The sequence below is a fragment of the Nostocoides sp. F2B08 genome, from assembly GCF_009184895.1.
In the GTDB taxonomy this organism is placed as follows: domain Bacteria; phylum Actinomycetota; class Actinomycetes; order Actinomycetales; family Dermatophilaceae; genus F2B08.
In genome coordinates this window covers 542,402-559,122 of record NZ_WESE01000004.1, presented here as the reverse complement: position 1 = coordinate 559,122, position 16,721 = coordinate 542,402, and the positions used below count along the sequence as shown (strand labels likewise).

The following is a 16,721-nucleotide window of genomic DNA, read 5'->3' as shown; positions in this document are numbered from 1 at the left end:
CCTGCGGGTAGACAGGAGAGCAGCCCATCGCGGTCGACGCCCCGCCTCGTCCCGCCGATCACGCCCATCACGCCCCGCCCGTCTGGAGAGCCACGCATGAGCACCGCGCCACCCACCCGACCCACCCGGGTGGTCATCGGTGTCGACGTCGGGACCACGGCCACCAAGGTCGTCGCGTTCGGACTGGACATCAGGTGGACCCATGTCGCGTCGCGCACCTACCCGACCGAGCATCCCAATCCCGGCTGGCACGAGCAGGACCCGGCGGAGTTGATGTCCGCGGTCCTCGAGGGACTGACCGAGTGCGTCGGCGCGATCGGCGAGGCTCAGGTCGTCGGCCTCGGGGTGAGCACGGCGATGCACGGGCTGATCGGGCTGGCGGAGGACGGCACACCGCTCACCCCACTGGTCACGTGGGCCGACACGAGGGCCGTCGACGAGGTAGAGGCGCTGCGCGAGTCGGGACAGGACCTCGAGCTGCACCGGGCCACCGGCACGCCGGTCCATCCCATGTCCCCGCTGGCCAAGATCATGTGGTTCACCCGCAACGAGCCGGAGCTCAGCGCCGCCGTCGACCAGTGGGTCGGCCTCAAGACCTGGATCGTCCGCGGCTTGACGGCGCAGGTCGTCTGCGACCTGTCGTCGGCCTCCGACAGCGGGCTGCTCAACCGCGCGACCGGCACGTGGCATCAGGGGGCTTTGGCGTGGGCGGGGATCGGCGCCGAGCGTCTCCCGCCGATCGTGCCCACCACCCACTCGATGCCGCTCGCCACGGAAACGGCGGAGGTCACCGGCCTGCCACCCGGGACCCCGGTCGTCATCGGCGCCGGCGACGGACCGACCGGCAACCTCGGCACCGACGCGATCCATCCGGGGACCATCGGGGTCTCGATCGGCACGAGCGCAGCCGCCCGCGCGGTCCTTCCCGGGCCGGTCCTCGACCTGCCCCGGGGCCTGTTCTGCTACGCGCTCGCCGACGACCTCTGGGTGGTCGGAGGGGCCGCGAGCAACGGCGGCTCGGCCAGCCGCTGGGTGGTCGACCTGCTGCACCAGCAGGACCGGGACGGCGACGACGAGACGGAGGCGCTGGCGGCCGCCGGGCAGGTGAGCCCGGGCAGCGACGGGCTCTACGTCGTGCCCTACCTGCGCCCGGAACGGTCACCGCTGTGGGACGTCGACATCCCCGGCGCCGTCCTGGGTCTGCGGCACCACCACACCGGCGCCCACCTGGTCCGTGCCACCGTCGAGGGTGTCGCGGTCCAGCTCGCGGCGGTCGTCGAGCAGATCCGTCTCCTCGAGGAGGTGACCGAGATCCGCGCCACGGGTGGTGCCTTCCGCGCCCCGGTCTGGGGTCGGGTGCTCGCCGCCCTCACCGAGCTTCCGGTCGTCGTCACCGACAGCGCCGCCGGCTCGGCCCGTGGTGCGGCCGCCCTGGCCCTGTATGCGCTGGGCCAGGCCGCTTCCCTCGCCGACGGGGCCTCGGCGCTCGCCCCCGCGGAGACGTCCGTGGTCACCTATGAGCCGGCGCCGGACGACGTCACCGCGTACCGGGTGTGGCGTGCCGGTGCGTCCGAGACCTACGCGCGGCTCGCCGCGCCGATCGGCCTGGTCGGCGGTGCCGGCGCACCCTGGCTCGCGCACTGACCTGACGCGGAAGCGCGCGGGGGACGCAGAAGTCGGCAGGTGCCGCAGAAACCGGCAGGGGGCGCAGCAATTTCTGCGTCAGGAGCCGAGATCTGCGGCATCTGCGCAGATGTGGGCCACCGGCTCAGACCGCCGCCCCCCGCCGGCCACCGGGGGCGCAGCCTTCCCATCTGCGGGTATGCGGTCTACCGTCGAGTGATGAGCGATCAGCAGCCGCAGGTCGCCCCGGGCGACGAGGATCCGCCGGAACAGGGCAGCGAGTCACTGCGCACGTTCGGGAACGCCTGGCTCGTCATCGGCGTGATCGGGCTCGTCCTGCTGTTCATCGCCTACCTCATCACGGACTCACCAGGGGTCGGGGTGGCGGTGCCGATCCTGTTGGTGTTCCTCATGCTCGGCGGCATGTGGCACGTCCAGGGGCGCCGCCACCGCGGCTGAAGCCTCAGACCACCTCGGGCGAGTCACGCCAGCGGTCGTACGCGCTCTCGTGTCGCACGACAAGCGTCGTGATGCCGAGCCGGCCGTGGAACACCACGGCCGGGCACCCGCTCGCAGGGCTCTGCGGAACCTTGAGCCGCAGGGTGCCGAGATCCCTCGAGACGGCTCCGGCAACGGCCCCCCAGCCGGGCGGGACGACCACGACGACGGTCATCGTGCCCGCCCGGACCTCGACGTCGATCGTCGAGGCGGCGGCATGGGCGCGGCGGCAGTCGATCTTCACCGACGACAGCAGGGCCTGCAGCCGCAGGTAGGGCGGCACGATCCACGGGCCTCCGATGCGCTCGCTCTGGAACACGGCCGTGACGGTGAGGGGTTCCTCGGGCCGGTGGCCGAGCGTCACGGAGGGTCTGCGACCGTTCTGCTCCGCCACGACGGACGTCGGTGGTGCCGGCAAGGTCGGCCACTCGATCGTCGGGGCGTCGAACGGGAAGTGGTCGATCCCCTCCAGGGCGAAGGCCAGACCTCCGACGAGCTGCGCCTGCCGGGCCGCGGTGAGCCGTCGCTGGAGCTCGGCGTCGCTCAGCCTGCCCTTCTCGGCGGCCCGCCGCAGCAGACTGATCGCGACGACGCGCTCCTCCGGGGTGACGAGGCGGAGCGGGTCGACGTTCATGACCGGTCGCTGAAGTCGCGATCCAGCCGGAGCGCGACCTCAGTCCTCCCACCACGGTCGGAGCGGGATCTCGGCGCTGGAGTGGCGGCACGTCTTCGCTGCCAGCACGTGGTGCAGCTGGACGTCGCCGAGCTCGAAGCCGAGCCGGGAGCCCGCCATGTACAACCCCCAGACCCGCGCCGTGCCCTCGCCGACCTCGGCGACGCAGTCGTCCCAGTTCTCGACGAGGTTGCGGCACCAGGCGGCGAGCGTGAGGGCGTAGTGCGGTCGGAGGTTCTCGGTGTGCAGCACCTCGAGGCCCGAGTCCTGGGCGTCGCTGATGATCCGGCCCGACCCGGTGAGCTCGCCGTCGGGGAAGACGTAGCGGTCGATGAACGCCCCGGTCTCCTGGCGCCGGTTGTGCGGTCGGGTGATGCAGTGGTTGAGCAGCATGCCGCCCTCGCGCAGCCGGTCGCGGATGAAGCCGAAGTACGCCGGGTAGTTGCGCACCCCGATGTGCTCGGTGAGCCCGATCGACGAGACAGCGTCGAAGCCCGTCTCGGTGACGGACCGGTAGTCCGCGTGCCGCACCTCGGCGAGGTCCTCGAGCCCTTCCTCGCGGATCCGCTGCTGCGCCCACTGCGCCTGCTGCGCCGACAGGGTCACGCCGAGCACGCGCACTCCGCGAGCCGCCGCATACCGCACCATCCCGCCCCAGCCGCAGCCGATGTCGAGCAGGCGGTACCCGGCCGAGAGGCCGAGCTTGTCGAAGATCAGCCGGTACTTGTTCTCCTGCGCCTCCTCGAGAGAGGCCCGCGGGATCGGGTAGACCGCACAGGTGTACGTCATCGACGGGCCCAGCACCCGCTCGTAGAACCGGTTCGAGACGTCATAGTGGTGGTGGATGGCGGCGGCGTCACGACGGAGGTTGTGCCGCATACCCTCCGCGATCCGCCGCCAGCGCGGAAGGCTCTCCTGCGGCGGCGGCTCGGGTGGGACGATCCCCCGCAGGCCGAGAGCCTTGATCAGGGTGAGCGCCCGCGCCGGTGTCGGCGGCTCGAAGTGCATGTTCTTGAGCTCGACGAGCAGGTCGTACGGGTCACCCGGATGGACGCCGACCGGGTCGAGGTCGCCGGCGACGTAGGCACGCGCCAGACCGAGGTCGCTCGGGGCCGTCGCGAGGTATGCGGCGCCCCGGGGCGTCTTCAGGTCCAGGCCGTACGGTGCCTCGTCCGGACCGGCGGTCGAGCCGTCGTAGGCGGTGAACCGCACCGGCATCGTCCCTCCCGTGAACTCCTCGACCACCTGACCGAGGGTCATCGTCTCGGTGGATGTCACTGCCGTCATCGTCTGCGCACCGCCTTGCTGTAGAGGTCGAGGAGGCGTGCCTTCGGGTCGTAGCGCTCCTTGAGGTCGGCGAGCTCGGCGCCGCCGTAGAGCCGGTCGAAGGTGTCCTCGTCGTAGTAACTGTCGGAATAGAGCGACTTGTGTCCGCCGAGCGCGCCGACCGCGGCCTCGATGCGCCGGTTCGTGGCGCCGGGCTCGCCGGGCGTGGCGGGGACCGTGGACCAGAAGCCGACGTTGACGTAGGTCTCGCCGCGTCGCAGTGGGTAGAGGCTCCACGGCTGCCCCAGGGACGCCAGCGGATCCCCGGGCACCTCGCGGAGCCGCAGCGGACACAGCCAGATCGGCTCGATCGGGACCTCGTCGAGGAACCACCGGAGGAACTCCTCGGTGCGCTCGAGCGGGATCTCGACGTCCTGGACGACGCGCTCGCGAGGGGGTCGGCCGTTCCTTGCCTCGATGCGGTCGGCGATCCCGAAGCGGTGGTCGAGAGCGACGAGCCGCCAGTACACGCTCGAGCGCAGGAGCCGCCGCGGCCAGACCCTTCGGAGGCGGGGGTTCTGCGCGCCGAACGCGCGAGAGCACCAGAACCAGTCCGTGTCCCATCGCCAGAGGTAGTCGTGGGTGGTGAGGAGGTCGTGCTTGGGGGTGGCCACGTCGTGCTGGATCGAGCGGTAGTAGATGCGGTCCTTCGTATAGTCGCTCGTCGCGCCCGCCTCGTCGCTGCGCCGGCCGAGGGCCAGGTAGGACTCGTCGGCGGTGAACACGACCCCGTCGAGGTAGTCGACCGGCTGGCCCTCCCACTCGCGGCTCGCCACGATCCGACCCACCGCGTCGAGGAGCTCGCCGAGGTCGCCGAACCGGTAGTGCCGGAGTGCGACCCTGGAGCGGACCGGCTCGAGCTCGATCCTCAGCCGGGTCGCGTAGCCGAGACTGCCGTAGGAGTTCGGGAAGCCGCGGAACAGGTCGGCGTGCTCACCTTCGGGTGAGGCCGTCACGACCTCACCCGCGCCGGTCAGGACGTCGAGCTCGAGCATTGACTCGTGCGGCAGGCCGTTGCGGAACGAGGTGGACTCGATCCCCAGCCCGGTGACGGCGCCGCCGAGCGTGATCGTCTTGAGCTGCGGCACGACCAGCGGGGTCAGGCCGTGCGGGAGGGTGGCGGCGACGAGGTCCTCGTAGGTGCACATCCCGGCGACATCGGCGGTGCGCCGCTCCGGGTCGATGTCGATCACGCCGGTCAGGCCGGAGACGTCGAGTCCGGGCCTCGTGGACCCGGACCGTGAGCGGAAGAGGTTGGAGGTTCGTTTGGCGAGACGGACCGGCTCACCCTCGGGCACCGCGAGGTAGCTGTCCAGCAGTCGCCCGACACCCTCGTGGTAGCCCACCGTACTCACCCTTCGAGAGTACGCCTCACCTGGGACGATGCGCCTAGGACAAACGTCGTACAACCGGTGACCGCGAGGTGAAGAACTGCTCGGTGAGGGACCGGCGTCGGCGTCGTCACGCCAGCCCCACGGCCGGAGGTCCGATCGCTCCGCTCAGTACCAGTCGTCCTCGGGCGGTGCGCTCGCACGCACGCCGACGACCGTGAGGGCGACCAGCGCGACGAGATAGACCGCCAAGCCTGCCAAGAGGAGACCCTTCGCGAGCGTCGCGTGCTCGATCGTCTCGGACTGCGCCAGTCCGGTGATCTGCGCGGACCCCATCGCGAAGACCCAGCCGCCCACGGCGAGCGCCGACCAGAGCGCCATGGGCCTGAGCCAGTGGTCGTGCCGGTGCACGACGAGCAGGAGCGCCGCGCCGAGCAGCGCCGACACCGCCATCGCCGCGGGGATGTACCACGCCGCCGTGAGGGCATTGTCCGGTCCGCCGAACCGACCGGTGAGCGCGAGCAGCAGGCCGGCCACACCGCCCAGGAGAGGCAGGGCGACGAGGAAGGTGCCCAGAGCGTTCAGGCCCCGGCTCGCCGACACCCGGCTGGGGCGGTGGTGCAGGGTTGTCATGACCGTCACCTCCATCGACTCGTCGTGCCACGGGGCACGGCGGGAGAGGTCGTCTCCACCTCCGGTATACGCCTCAGTCCGCAGGTCGGCGGGCGGATGTGCCCGACGAGACAGCCCCCGTCCCCTCACCCACAGGGCGGCCGGAACTCGAGTCCGCCGACGAGGCGCTCCCACTCGTCGGGACCGAGGAGGTCGCCGCCACCACCGCATACCTGATCGCGGATCTGGGCGAGGTCGGTGTCCCAGATGTGCACCGCGCCGTCGACGCCGCCGGCGACCAGCTCGTCGCCGCCGGGACGCCAGTCCACGGCGAACAACGCGCCTGATCCGGGCCGCAGGACGAACTCCTTGACGTGGCTCACGTCGGCCCCCGAGCCGGTGCTGGACCAGGTGGTCACCGTCTGGTCGAGCGAGGCGGCAGCCAGCTCTCCCTCGCGCGAGTAGCCGAGCTGGTAGACCTCGTTGTCCGGACCGGCCAGCTCCTCGAGCAGCTCGGGTGCGCCCGGGTCGCGCACATCCCAGACCCGCACGATCCGGTCGGTCCCGGAGGCGGCGAGCAGGTCGCCGTCGGGATGGAAGGCGACGGTCAGGAGCTGGCTGCCGACCTCGATCGGCGCGATCGCCTCCCACCCCTCGTCCGAGCGGGCCCACCGGTGGAGGGAACCGTCCAGGCTCGCGGCCGCGATGGTCGAGTCGTCGGGCGCGATCGCGACGCCGAGCACGTAGTTGTCCGGCCCGTCCAAGGAGGCCTCGACGACTGCCTCCCCGCCGACGAGCGAGACGACGTGCACCTGCTGGTCGTCGCCGCCGACGACGAAGTAGCCGCCGCTCGGTGAGAACGCCAGCTGCTCCGGCATCTGGTCGCTCACGGGCAGCGAGAAGACCCGCCGGGGCTCGCCCGCCCCCGTGAGGTCGAACCCGAGCACGACCCCGTCCCGGCGGGCGACGACCACGAGGCCGCCGTCGGGGCTGATCGCGCCGACGCCGTGGAAGCCGGCCTCGTCGTCGCCCTCGATCGTCGTGAGGAGGCTGGGCTCGCCCGGCACCGACGTGTCGTAGACCGAGGCCCGGTTGACCGTCCCGGGCACGACGAGCAGCCGCTCGCCGTCGGCCGAGTAGCGGGTCGTGAAGACGTTCCCCGGTCCGGGAAAGACCCGCGCCCGGCTCAGGTCGACGACGTGCGTCTCGCCGTTGGTCAGGCTCACGGCGAGCCGGGACTGGGCGAGGGGGCGCACAGCGGTGACCGGAGCGGCGAAGGGCAGCTCGGAGCCGGTGGTGTCGTCCGCCGAGCGCAGCACCCGCACGGTCGAGTCCGACGACCCGGCCGCGACGAAGCCTTCCGTGGTGGCGATCGCGTTGACCCACGAACCGAAGCGGAGGAGCTCGGTGGCTTCGCCGAGGTCCTCGCCCACGGGAATCCGCCTGAGGATGCGGTCGCGCCCACCCACGAGCAGGTCGCCTGAGTCCTCGATCGCGACGGCGGGAATGCCGCCGGCCCCGATACTGGCGCGCGCCGTCTCGGTGGCATCGTTCCCGTCGACCGTCCAGAGCGTGACCACGCCGCCCTCGTCGCCGGCGGCGACGGTGCTGCTCCGCGTCGCGAGGGCGAGGACGGCGCTCTCGGTCGGCAGGGGCGCCAACGGGGTGAGGGTGTCACCCTCGTGGCGCCACCGCAGCACGTTCGGGTTCTGGGTCCCGGCGAGCAGGTCGGACCCGCCCGACCAGGCCAGCGCATACACGGTGCCGTCGGTGCCGACCTCGGGACCGGCGGCGGGCGCGCGGGGGTCGGACACGTCGACGAGCCGGACGACGCCACCCGTTCCGCCGGACGCGAGGGTGCGGCCGTCGGGCGAGAACTCGAGCGCGAAGACGATGTCGCCGTCGCCGCCTGGCGCGGCGACGGACCCCATCTCGGTGAGTGCCTCTCCGGAGGCGTCGTAGAGGAGGATCGAGCGGTCCGCCCCGGCCACCGCCATGACCGTGCCGTCTGGCGAGGTGGCCACGACACGGTGCCCGACCGGCCCGGCGAAGCGGGTCACCTCGCCGAGCAGGGAGGTGGAGATCAGCGCCGAGCGGGCCTCGAGGGTGTCTGCCGTGCGCAGGGCGGACAGGGCCAGGCCGATGCCGGCGCTCTGGTTCGACTCGCCGGCCTGCGAGGCGAGCACTGCGAGCTGGCGGGATGCGGCGGCGTCGCGCTCGAGTCCGAGGTTGCGGTTCGCCGTGACGTATCCGATGACCGCCACGATCGCCGCCAGGGCCAGCACGGAGGCGGCGACGAGCAGCGCCGTGGTCTGTCGCTCGCGGCGACGTCGGGCCTGCTCCGCACGGTCGGCGACGACCCGGCTGGCGGCGAGGAACTCGGACTCGGTGGCGCCGATGTAGGTCTGGCCGGACTCGGCGAGGTCCTCGAAGGCGACCAGTCTGGAGCCTCGGAGCAGCAGGTCCTCGTCTCGCCCTGAGGAGGACCACTCGCCGGCCTCGCGCTCGAGCGACCGGACGAGGGTGAGCCGTTCATGGTCCTCCTCGATCCACTCGCGCAGTCGCGGCCAGGCGGCGATGAGCGTCTCGTGCGAGAGGGAGGCCGAGTCCTCCGACACGGTGACGACCCGCGCCTCGGTGAAGGCGGCAAGGATGTCCCGCTCACCCGGGGAAAGGGGGTCCAGCGCGATGGCCCGTGAGGTCGTGGGCAGCTCCGGGTCGATCTGCACCATGGCGAGCAGGAGCCGGCGGGCGAGCGGTCTCCGGTCCTCCGACAGGGTCTGCCAGGCGCTCTCGGCGGACTCCCGCATGACCGTGCGCAGCCCACCGCAGTCCCGGTACATCGCGAGGGTGAGCTCGCCGCCCCGCCGTTTGGTCCACATCCGCGACAGGCAGTGGGCGAGGTGCGGCAGGAAGCTGGCCCCGCCGCCGCTCGAGGCCATGCACTCCTCGACGATGACCGCCACGAGGTCCGGACTGACGGTGGCGCCGGCGAGCTTGGCGGGCTCGACGATCACCTCGGCGAGCTCGGTGGCCGTGAGCGGAGCGACGATGTAATGGCTGGTCTGCAGCGCCGTGCGCAGGGTCTCGTGCTCGGCTGCCTGGGCGTAGAAGTCGGCGCGCAGTCCGATGACGGCCACCCGCGGGCGGGTCGGGCGCGGTGGTGCGTCATCGGGAGGAGCCGCGGCGGAGGTGGGTCGCGCCCACGCGGTGAGGCGCTCGAGGAACTCGGCGCGACCCATGGCATCCGTCGTCGACCAGAGCCGCTCGGCCTGGTCGACGACGAGGCAGAGCCCGACGGCGTCCTCCGCCGGATCGGGTATGCGGTCGAGACTCCCCGCCGGATCGTCGCCGACCTCCAGCACGACGACGTGCCAGCCGGTGAGGGCGGGTGCCAGTCCGGCCCGCAGCAACGACGACTTGCCGGAGCCGCTCGCGCCGGTGACGACGACGAGCGGGGTGTCGGACTCCGTGCGTGCCCGGTGGACGAGGCGAGTCAGGTCGGCGGTCGCGCGCTCCCGGCCGAAGAAGGTGGCGGCGTCGTCCGTGCCGTACGGCCGCAGTCCGGGGTACGGGGTGCTGACCGTGGGGGCGGGGGTGCGCCTGCCCTTGGCGGCGCGACGGAGCGCGGCGAGCCACCGGTCGTGGTCCTTCTCCGGAACCCGGATGGCCGCGAGGAGCTCACGGAGCGCCTCGGGACGGTTGGGCGGAGGCAGATGGCGTCCGCCGAAGTAGCCGCCGAGGGTGCTGACCGGCACCTCGGTCCGCCGAGAGACGTCCCTGATCGACATTCCCGCCCGCAGTCGCGCCTCGGTGAGGAGGTCGGCGAAGGCCGCAGGCGAGTCGATCTCGGCCGGGTCGAACGGCATACCCGATGTGGCGCCGTCGCTCGTCATCGGCATACCCCCCGTGGTTCCACCCATGCGCGCAATATAGGTACGGCCTCGGGCTCAGGTGGGGGCAACGGTGACAAAAGGGGTCGTTCGTTCGGTGTACGGACTTGTACGGGTCCGTGCGGGGGTCGTGCTCAGGGCGGTACGGAAGTGTGCGGAGACGGGCGTTTCGGCTTCACCCGCTTCGGGTGGTCCCGTTGAATGTGGTGCGCCGGCCGTGGGTCCCCTGCGGCAGAGGTGGCCCTCCTTCCGGGTGGGGGGAAGGAGGGCCAGGGCCCCGCTCAGTCGGCGACGCCGAGCAGGGCCTCGCACGCGTCGGCGCAGCGGCGGCACTCCTCGGCGCAGATCCGGCAGTGCTCGTGGTGACCGGCGTGCTGATCGCACTCGTCGGCGCACTCGCGGCAGGCGGCGATACATGCCTCGACGATCGAGCGCCAGCTGTCACCGTTGGGGCCGGGGCGGGAGAGGATCTCGGCGGTGGTCCGGCAGATGGCCGCGCACTGGGTGCACAGGTCGATGCAGCGGGTCATCGACTTCGGGTCGTCCTCGTGCAGGCAGGCGTCGGCGCAGCTCGCGCAGGTGGTGGCGCAGGCGCTCGCCGCGTCGATCGCGGCTCGCAGCTGTGCCAGGTCGAAGGTGTCCTTGCTCGGGTGGGTGCTGAGGATGTCCATCCGGCGACCGTATGCGGTGCGCGCCGTCCGCGGAACCCTCGCCGGGCCGCTGATCTGCGACGACGTCTGACGCGGGGGCAGCTCCTTGCGGCCACCTTGCCGTGCCCCTCCGCGATGGGTGCCTCTCTCCCAGTTCGGCGCGAGCCATCAGCCCGATCGTCGGCACGTCGCATGGGGCGAGCCTCAGGTCGTGACCGCCTCGGCGCCGTCCTTGCCTGCCGCCGCCACCTCTGCACGCTCCTTCTCGGCCCGGGGTTTGAAGTAGAACCAGCCGAACCCGACAGCGATGAGCCACACGGTGAGCATGGCGAAGAACAACGGCCAGATTCCGGTGAGGAAGATGATCGGGACCGCCAGTGCGGTGACCAGCCCGCCGCCGAAGAACGGCTCGAAGACGAGTTGCTTGTAGCCGAACGCCTCGAAGGCAGGGCTCTTGCCCTCGGGGTCCGTGACGCGCATGAGGATCAGGCCCGTCGCGGTGACGCCCATCGACTGGCCGAAGTCGCCGATGCCGCGCTCGAACCAGTAGCGCCCGATGATCCGGGGGGCCAGCCAGAGGAAGATCCCCACATTGACGGCGATCCCCGCGACGGCGAGGATCGCGAAGGCGGCGAGGTTCTCGCCGATCGCCTGCAGCGAGAGGGTGCCGATGGCGGCGACGATGAGGAAGTCGAGCGCCCAGCCCTGGATGCGCAGCATGATCTGGTGGTCGATGAGGTGGTCGGCACCGACCCTTACGGCGATGACCTGGAGGATGACCCCGCCGAGAAGTGCGAGGGGGAACAGCGGCACGTAGGCGAAGATCTCCAGCGGGGTGTCGCCGTTGATGAGGACGCTCGCATAGGTCTGCTGTTCGATCCATCGCAGCGCCTCGAGGATGCACCAGCCGATGAGGATCGCGACGGCGACGACGGCGATGTGCAGGGAGAGCGGCTCGACGGATGCGGGTCGGCTCGTCATCGTGCCGGCGGTGTAGTTCTCGTCCTCGCGGAACAGGCCCTTCTGCTCCTCCACCGAGGCCTCGACGTCGCCGGTGAGGATCTCGGTGCGACCGGTGCGCACCCCCCAGTTGATCAGCGCGATGCCGACGACGATGCCGCCGACGATACCGACGGTGGCCAGCCCGACGGCGAGATCGGCGCCCTCGCCGAACCCGAGATCCTCCATCACGCCGCGCATCCCGGCCGCCGTGCCGTGGCCGCCCTCGAAGCCCATCTCGATGAGTGCGCCGGTCATCGGGCTGGCCGCGAATGCCGGTACGAGAATGAGCGCGGCGAGCAGGAGCCCGACGACGTACTGCCCGGAGCCGAGAGCGACGCCGAGCGAGAGCTGCGGCCCCACCAGACGAGCGGCACGTCGTGGAGTGGGCAGCTCCTGACCGAGGAACATCGTCGCGAACACGACGCTGATGAGCAGTCCGGGCAGGACCCGCCACACCTCGATCATCGTCTCGGTGAAGAGGCCGTTCTCGGCCCACGGGCTCGCCAGTTGCCCGAGAACCTGCGGTCCCAGCAAAAGAATGAGCGCTCCGCCGATGACCGAGCTCGGGAGGAACAATCGCTGGACGATGCCGACCTTGACGCGGATGACCTTGCCGATGAGCAGGAACAGTCCGAGAACCAGCAGTGCGAAGCCGATGCTTTCCGGCGTCATGACGTCCCCCTGCAGACGTAGACGGGATGAAAGGTGCCCTCACCTTGGCATATGTCGGTATGCGCGGGGCGGCTAAGCGTTCGCCTTTCCTCCCGCGCGGAGCCTCACCGCTCCAGTACCGCCCGGTCCCAGCCGGCGAGCTCGGCGGCAGCCTCGTAGGTCCCCTGTAGAAACTCGAGCAGCGCGGCGTCGGGGTCCGCCGCGGTCCGGACCACCGCATACGGCAGGACGAACTCGCCCATCGCCTCGTCGAAGTGCGCTCCATCCGGCCCCACGGCATAGGTGCGGTACCCGTCCGGCTCGGGGTACGCATACGAGTAGAAGAGCCCCTCGCCGTCCCCGCCCGGCCAGAAGCCGGCGCTGCTGACCTCGTGCGAGTACGCCTCGTGCATGACGTGCGGTCCGCAGTTCGGCGCACCACCGGGGTGCGGTGGCGCTGTCCGCCCGGAGAACCGCGTCGTCGCGAGGTCGAGGGCACCCCAGAACAGGTGCACCGGGCTGGACTTGCCGACGAAGTCGGCCCGGAAGCGGTCGAAGACCCGCTCGATCTCGACGAGCATCCGCCAGAAGGTGGTCACCGCCGCCGGGTCGTATGCGGTGTGCACCTCGTCGTCCGGGAACGGGATCGCATCGGGCAGCTCGACCGGCACCGGCCAGATCTCGGTCGTCAGGTCGAGCTCGTCCAGCCGCGCCATGAGCTCGGCGTGGAAGTCGCGGACCGAGCGCGACTCCAACGCCATCGAGCGGGATTCGCCGGTCGTCGCCGTGATGTCGAGCCGGTGGTCGACGAGGTCGAGGTCGATGGCGAAGCTGCGTCCCGGCCGGTCGGGGATGAGCGACGTCGTCAGGCCGCGGGCGGTGAGGTAGAGCGGCGAGTTCCACCAGTGGTTGAGCAGCGGCGTCCGGGCGATCCGGACCTTGCCGACCACCTGCAGCCAGAGGGTGAGGGTGTCGCGGGTGTCCGCCCACGTCGCGACCGGCAGCTCCGGCCAGGCGGAGTCGGCGGCGCTCATGTCCGCGCGTACGACGGCGCCGGTTCGGCGCCCTCGACCTCGAACGCCACGTGGTCGGGGTAGCACCACCACCAGTTCTCCCCCGGCTCGAACGAGCGCACCAACGGGTGGTCCCCGTGGGCGTGCCAGTGCTCGGTGGCGTGCCGGTTCGGCGAGCTGTCGCAGCAGCCGATGTGCCCGCAGGTCATGCAGATCCGCAGGTGCACCCACCGCGCTCCCATCGCGAGGCAGTCTTCGCATCCCTGGGCCGACGGTCGCACATCGCGCACGCGGTCAAGGTGCTGGCAGGGCGGCTCCGCCATGGCTCCTCCTCGGAACGACTGCTTCGATGCTAGACCTGTGCGGGTCGTTCTGGACGTGCGAGGCGGGCGGACGCAATGATGAACGACGTGGGGCCCACAACGACCAGGTCGGACGCGCCCGAAGGTCGGGGTGGTCGGCTGCCGAGCGGCACCGTCACGTTGCTGTTCACCGACCTGCAGGGGTCCACGCGGCTGGTGGAGCGTCTCGGCTCGAAGTTCGCGACCGTGCTGAGCGACCACTTCCAGCTGCTCCGCAGCAGCATTGCAGCAAACGGTGGGCTCGAGTTCGGCACCGAGGGTGACGCCATGTTCGCGGTCTTCGCACGGGCGCGCGACGCCCTGGCCGCAGCAGCCGAGGCGCAACTTGCGCTGGCAGCCCACCGATGGCCGGACAGGGTCGATGTCAAGGTGCGGATGGGCCTGCACACCGGCACGCCGGAGCACGGGCCGGGCTCCTATGTGGGACACGACGTCAACCGCGCCGCCCGCATCAGCGGCGCTGCCCACGGAGGCCAGGTCCTGCTGTCCTCGGCGACGCGTGCGCTGGCCGCGCCGCTGCCTCCGGGGCTCGACGTCATCGACGTCGGACTGCATCGTCTCAAGGACATCTCCGAACCGGAGCACCTCTTCCAGCTCGTCGGCGATGGCCTGACCAGGGACTTCCCTCCGCTGTCGACGCAGACCGCGACGCCGACGAACCTGCCCCGGGAGCGCACGAGCTTTGTCGGCCGCACCGCGGAGCTCGATGAGCTGGCTGCTCTGCTGCCCACCCGAAGGCTCATCACGCTGACCGGGCCCGGCGGCACCGGCAAGACGCGCCTGGCGCTCCATCTGGCGCGGAATGCGCTCGCGGAATTCCCGAACGGGGTGTGGCTGGTCCGTCTCGCCGAGGTCCAGGATCCGGGTCTGGTCGGAGCCGCGATCACCGGCGCGATGGGACTGGCAGATGTCGCAGAGCGCGACCCGGTCGTCGCCCTGGGGGAGTACACCCGCGGTCAGCGCCACCTCGTGCTGCTCGACAACGTCGAGCACCTCATGTCAGCGGCCGGCACCGTCGCCGAGCTGCTCGACGAGGCCCCCGGGATCTCCGTGGTCGTGACCAGCCGCGAGGTGCTGCGGATCCGCGGCGAGCAGGCCTATGTCGTGGACACCCTCCCGGTGCCCCCGGCGGGTACGCCGATGTCGCCGCAGCGGCTGCGCGACATCGACGCCGTCCGCCTCTTCGTCGACCGGGCGCAGGCGGTCGTGCCGGGCTTCGAGGTGGATGAGACCAACGCCGGCGCGCTGGCCGAGGTGGCCCACCGGTTGGAGGGTCTGCCGCTGGCCATCGAGCTCGCAGCGGCGCGGGTGGGCGTGCTGTCACCGCAGGAGCTCGCCACCCGGTTGGAGAGCCGCCTGGGGGTGCTCACCGGAGGCCCGTCGGACCTGCCCGAACGGCAGCGGACGCTCCGCGGCGCGATCGCCTGGAGCCACGAACTGCTCGGCCCCCCGGAGCGGCGGCTCCTCGAGCAGTTGAGCGTGTTCGCCGCACCGGTGCTGCTCGCCACGGCGGAGCAGGTCACCGCCGACGATGCAGAGCCGGTGCTGGACGTGTTGACCTCCCTGGTGAACAAGAGCTTCCTGCGTCGACTGGCCACGCCCGACGGGCGATCGCGCTTCGCCATGCTCGAGTCGGTCAAGGCCTACGCGCAGGAGGTGGCCGAGGACCTGCCGCGGTGCCGCGATGAGCACGCCCGGCACTATGAGGCGCTCACAGAGGAGATCGCCGCCGACCTGTTCGGGCCGCGCCAGGCAGAGCTCCTCAACCGGGCCGAGGAGGAGTCCGCCGACGTGGTGGCGGCGATCGGCTGGTGTCTGGAGCAGGGCGACCCGGACCGGGCGGGGCGGATCGCCGTCGGGATGCACGGGTACTGGCGGCTCCGAGCGCAGCTCACGACCGGACGCCACCTGGTCAAGCGGGTCCTGGCCGAGCGCCCGACCGACCCGGTTCTGCACGCGTCGCTGCTGCTCGTGGCCGCCAGGCTCGGGGTGGAGCAGGCCGACTTCGCCCAGGTGGAGGTGACGCTGGCGGCAGCGGAGCGGCTGCTGCGCGAGCGTGGCGAGGACGCACTGCTGTCGCAGGTACTCTCCGAGCAGCTCGCGCTCGACCTCCGGCGGCCTGGCGGCATGCCGGAGAGCCGCGCCGTGGAGGCCATCGAGGCCTTCCGCAGGGTTCACGACCCGGTCGGGGAAGGTGAGCTGCGCATACGTGTGGGTGCGGTGCTGGCGATGGCGGATCGGCGAGCGGAGGCGGTCGAAGAGCTCAACTCTGCCCTGGTGCTGATGCAAGGGGCGGGGAACACGTGGGGGCAGGCGCACGCGCTGAACAACCTCGGCTATATCGCCGCGACCGAGGGGCGGTTCGACGAAGCAGAAGAGCTGCTGGGGTCGAGCCTGAGCATGTTCGAGTCGCTGAATACGCCCGAGGGGATCGGAGAGGCGGCCGAGTCGCTCGCCGAGGCGAGGATCCAGCAGGGCCGGCTCGACGAGGCGGTTCCGTTGCTCGAGCGCTCGCTGGCCATTGCGAGCGAACTGGGCTTCCATCCGCGGATGTCGCTGGCCCTAGCCCAGCTGGCCTCGTGCCGAGCACTCCTCGGCGACCTCGGCGTGGCTGCGGGCGACGCCCTGCGGGCCGCCGAGCTGAGTCGCACCCTCGGTAGCGACCTGCGGCTCGACGCGCTCGAGGCGTCCGGAACGGTGCTCGCCGCCTCCGGGCAGGAAACGGTGGCTGCGCGCCTCCTGGCAGCGGCGACGCGTGGCCGCGCAGAGCTCGGTGTCCCACTCACCCCGCTCGTTCCTCGGCGGCTCCTCGACCAGTGGGAGTCGGCTGAGTTGCGGCTCGATGCGGAGTCGACGCCGGCCGGCACGGATGATGCGGTCCTCGACATCGACGAGGCGCTCGACCTGGCCGAGCACCAGCTTCGTCGCGCGCAGCCGGCTTTGTGAAGGCGCGCACGGGTCTGTGAGGACGCCACCGCCCGGCACCCAACTGGTGCCGGGCCCTCGGTCTGCGCTGGCGTCGTCTGGACTCTCGCAGGATCAGCCGATGAACGAGCCGGGCCAGGCGAAGTCGCCGCTGAGTCGATG

The 16,721-nt window shown here is 71.4% G+C and carries 12 protein-coding genes; 3 read left to right on the top strand and 9 right to left on the bottom strand.

Annotated elements, in window-relative coordinates; translation table 11 throughout:
- Window positions 1–96: 96 nt before the first annotated feature.
- Entirely contained in the window at window positions 97–1,644 is a 1,548-nt protein-coding gene (locus GA707_RS12425) for a gluconokinase (protein WP_152178731.1), read from the top strand.
- A gap of 198 nt (window positions 1,645–1,842) precedes the next feature.
- The gene (locus GA707_RS12420; protein WP_152178730.1) at window positions 1,843–2,082 is read left to right on the top strand and encodes a hypothetical protein; all 240 of its coding nucleotides are present in this window, start codon (window positions 1,843–1,845) and stop codon (window positions 2,080–2,082) included.
- 4 nt (window positions 2,083–2,086) lie between these two features.
- Here GA707_RS12420 and GA707_RS12415 read toward each other — a convergent pair whose 3' ends face one another.
- From GA707_RS12415 to GA707_RS12375, 9 genes are all read right to left on the bottom strand, one after another.
- A complete protein-coding gene (locus GA707_RS12415; RefSeq protein WP_152178729.1) occupies window positions 2,087–2,755 on the bottom strand; it encodes a DUF1707 domain-containing protein in 669 nt (222 codons plus the stop codon).
- A 39-nt stretch (window positions 2,756–2,794) separates the two neighbouring features.
- On the bottom strand, window positions 2,795–4,081 hold the full coding sequence (locus tag GA707_RS12410; protein WP_152178728.1) for a cyclopropane-fatty-acyl-phospholipid synthase family protein: 1,287 nt from the start codon (window positions 4,079–4,081) through the stop codon (window positions 2,795–2,797).
- Entirely contained in the window at window positions 4,078–5,475 is a 1,398-nt protein-coding gene (locus GA707_RS12405; protein WP_226963747.1) for an FAD-binding oxidoreductase, read from the bottom strand. Before GA707_RS12405 ends, GA707_RS12410 begins: the two co-directional genes overlap by 4 nt.
- Window positions 5,476–5,619: 144 nt before the next feature.
- Window positions 5,620–6,084, bottom strand: a complete 465-nt coding sequence (locus tag GA707_RS12400) for a hypothetical protein (RefSeq protein ID WP_152178727.1) — start codon at window positions 6,082–6,084, stop codon at window positions 5,620–5,622.
- Between the two features lie 125 nt (window positions 6,085–6,209).
- Window positions 6,210–9,986 carry an AAA family ATPase gene (locus GA707_RS12395; protein WP_152178726.1) on the bottom strand — a complete coding sequence of 1,259 codons (3,777 nt, stop codon included), beginning with the start codon at window positions 9,984–9,986 and terminating at the stop codon, window positions 6,210–6,212.
- Window positions 9,987–10,237: 251 nt separating this feature from the next.
- Window positions 10,238–10,627, bottom strand: coding sequence for a four-helix bundle copper-binding protein (locus GA707_RS12390; RefSeq protein ID WP_152178725.1), 390 nt, complete (start codon window positions 10,625–10,627; stop codon window positions 10,238–10,240).
- A gap of 183 nt (window positions 10,628–10,810) precedes the next feature.
- Complete coding sequence (locus tag GA707_RS12385) at window positions 10,811–12,280, bottom strand: sodium/glutamate symporter (protein WP_152178724.1); 1,470 nt, start codon at window positions 12,278–12,280, stop codon at window positions 10,811–10,813.
- 104 nt (window positions 12,281–12,384) lie between these two features.
- Window positions 12,385–13,293, bottom strand: a complete 909-nt coding sequence (locus tag GA707_RS12380) for a DUF5996 family protein (protein ID WP_152178723.1) — start codon at window positions 13,291–13,293, stop codon at window positions 12,385–12,387.
- Window positions 13,290–13,595 (bottom strand): UBP-type zinc finger domain-containing protein, encoded by a 306-nt coding sequence (locus GA707_RS12375; protein WP_152178722.1) that lies wholly within the window; start codon window positions 13,593–13,595, stop codon window positions 13,290–13,292. Before GA707_RS12375 ends, GA707_RS12380 begins: the two co-directional genes overlap by 4 nt.
- 87 nt (window positions 13,596–13,682) lie before the next feature.
- Here GA707_RS12375 and GA707_RS12370 point away from each other — a divergent pair, with 87 nt between their 5' ends.
- Window positions 13,683–16,580, top strand: coding sequence for an adenylate/guanylate cyclase domain-containing protein (locus GA707_RS12370; RefSeq protein WP_193315316.1), 2,898 nt, complete (start codon window positions 13,683–13,685; stop codon window positions 16,578–16,580).
- The last annotated feature ends 141 nt before the right edge of the window (window positions 16,581–16,721 follow it).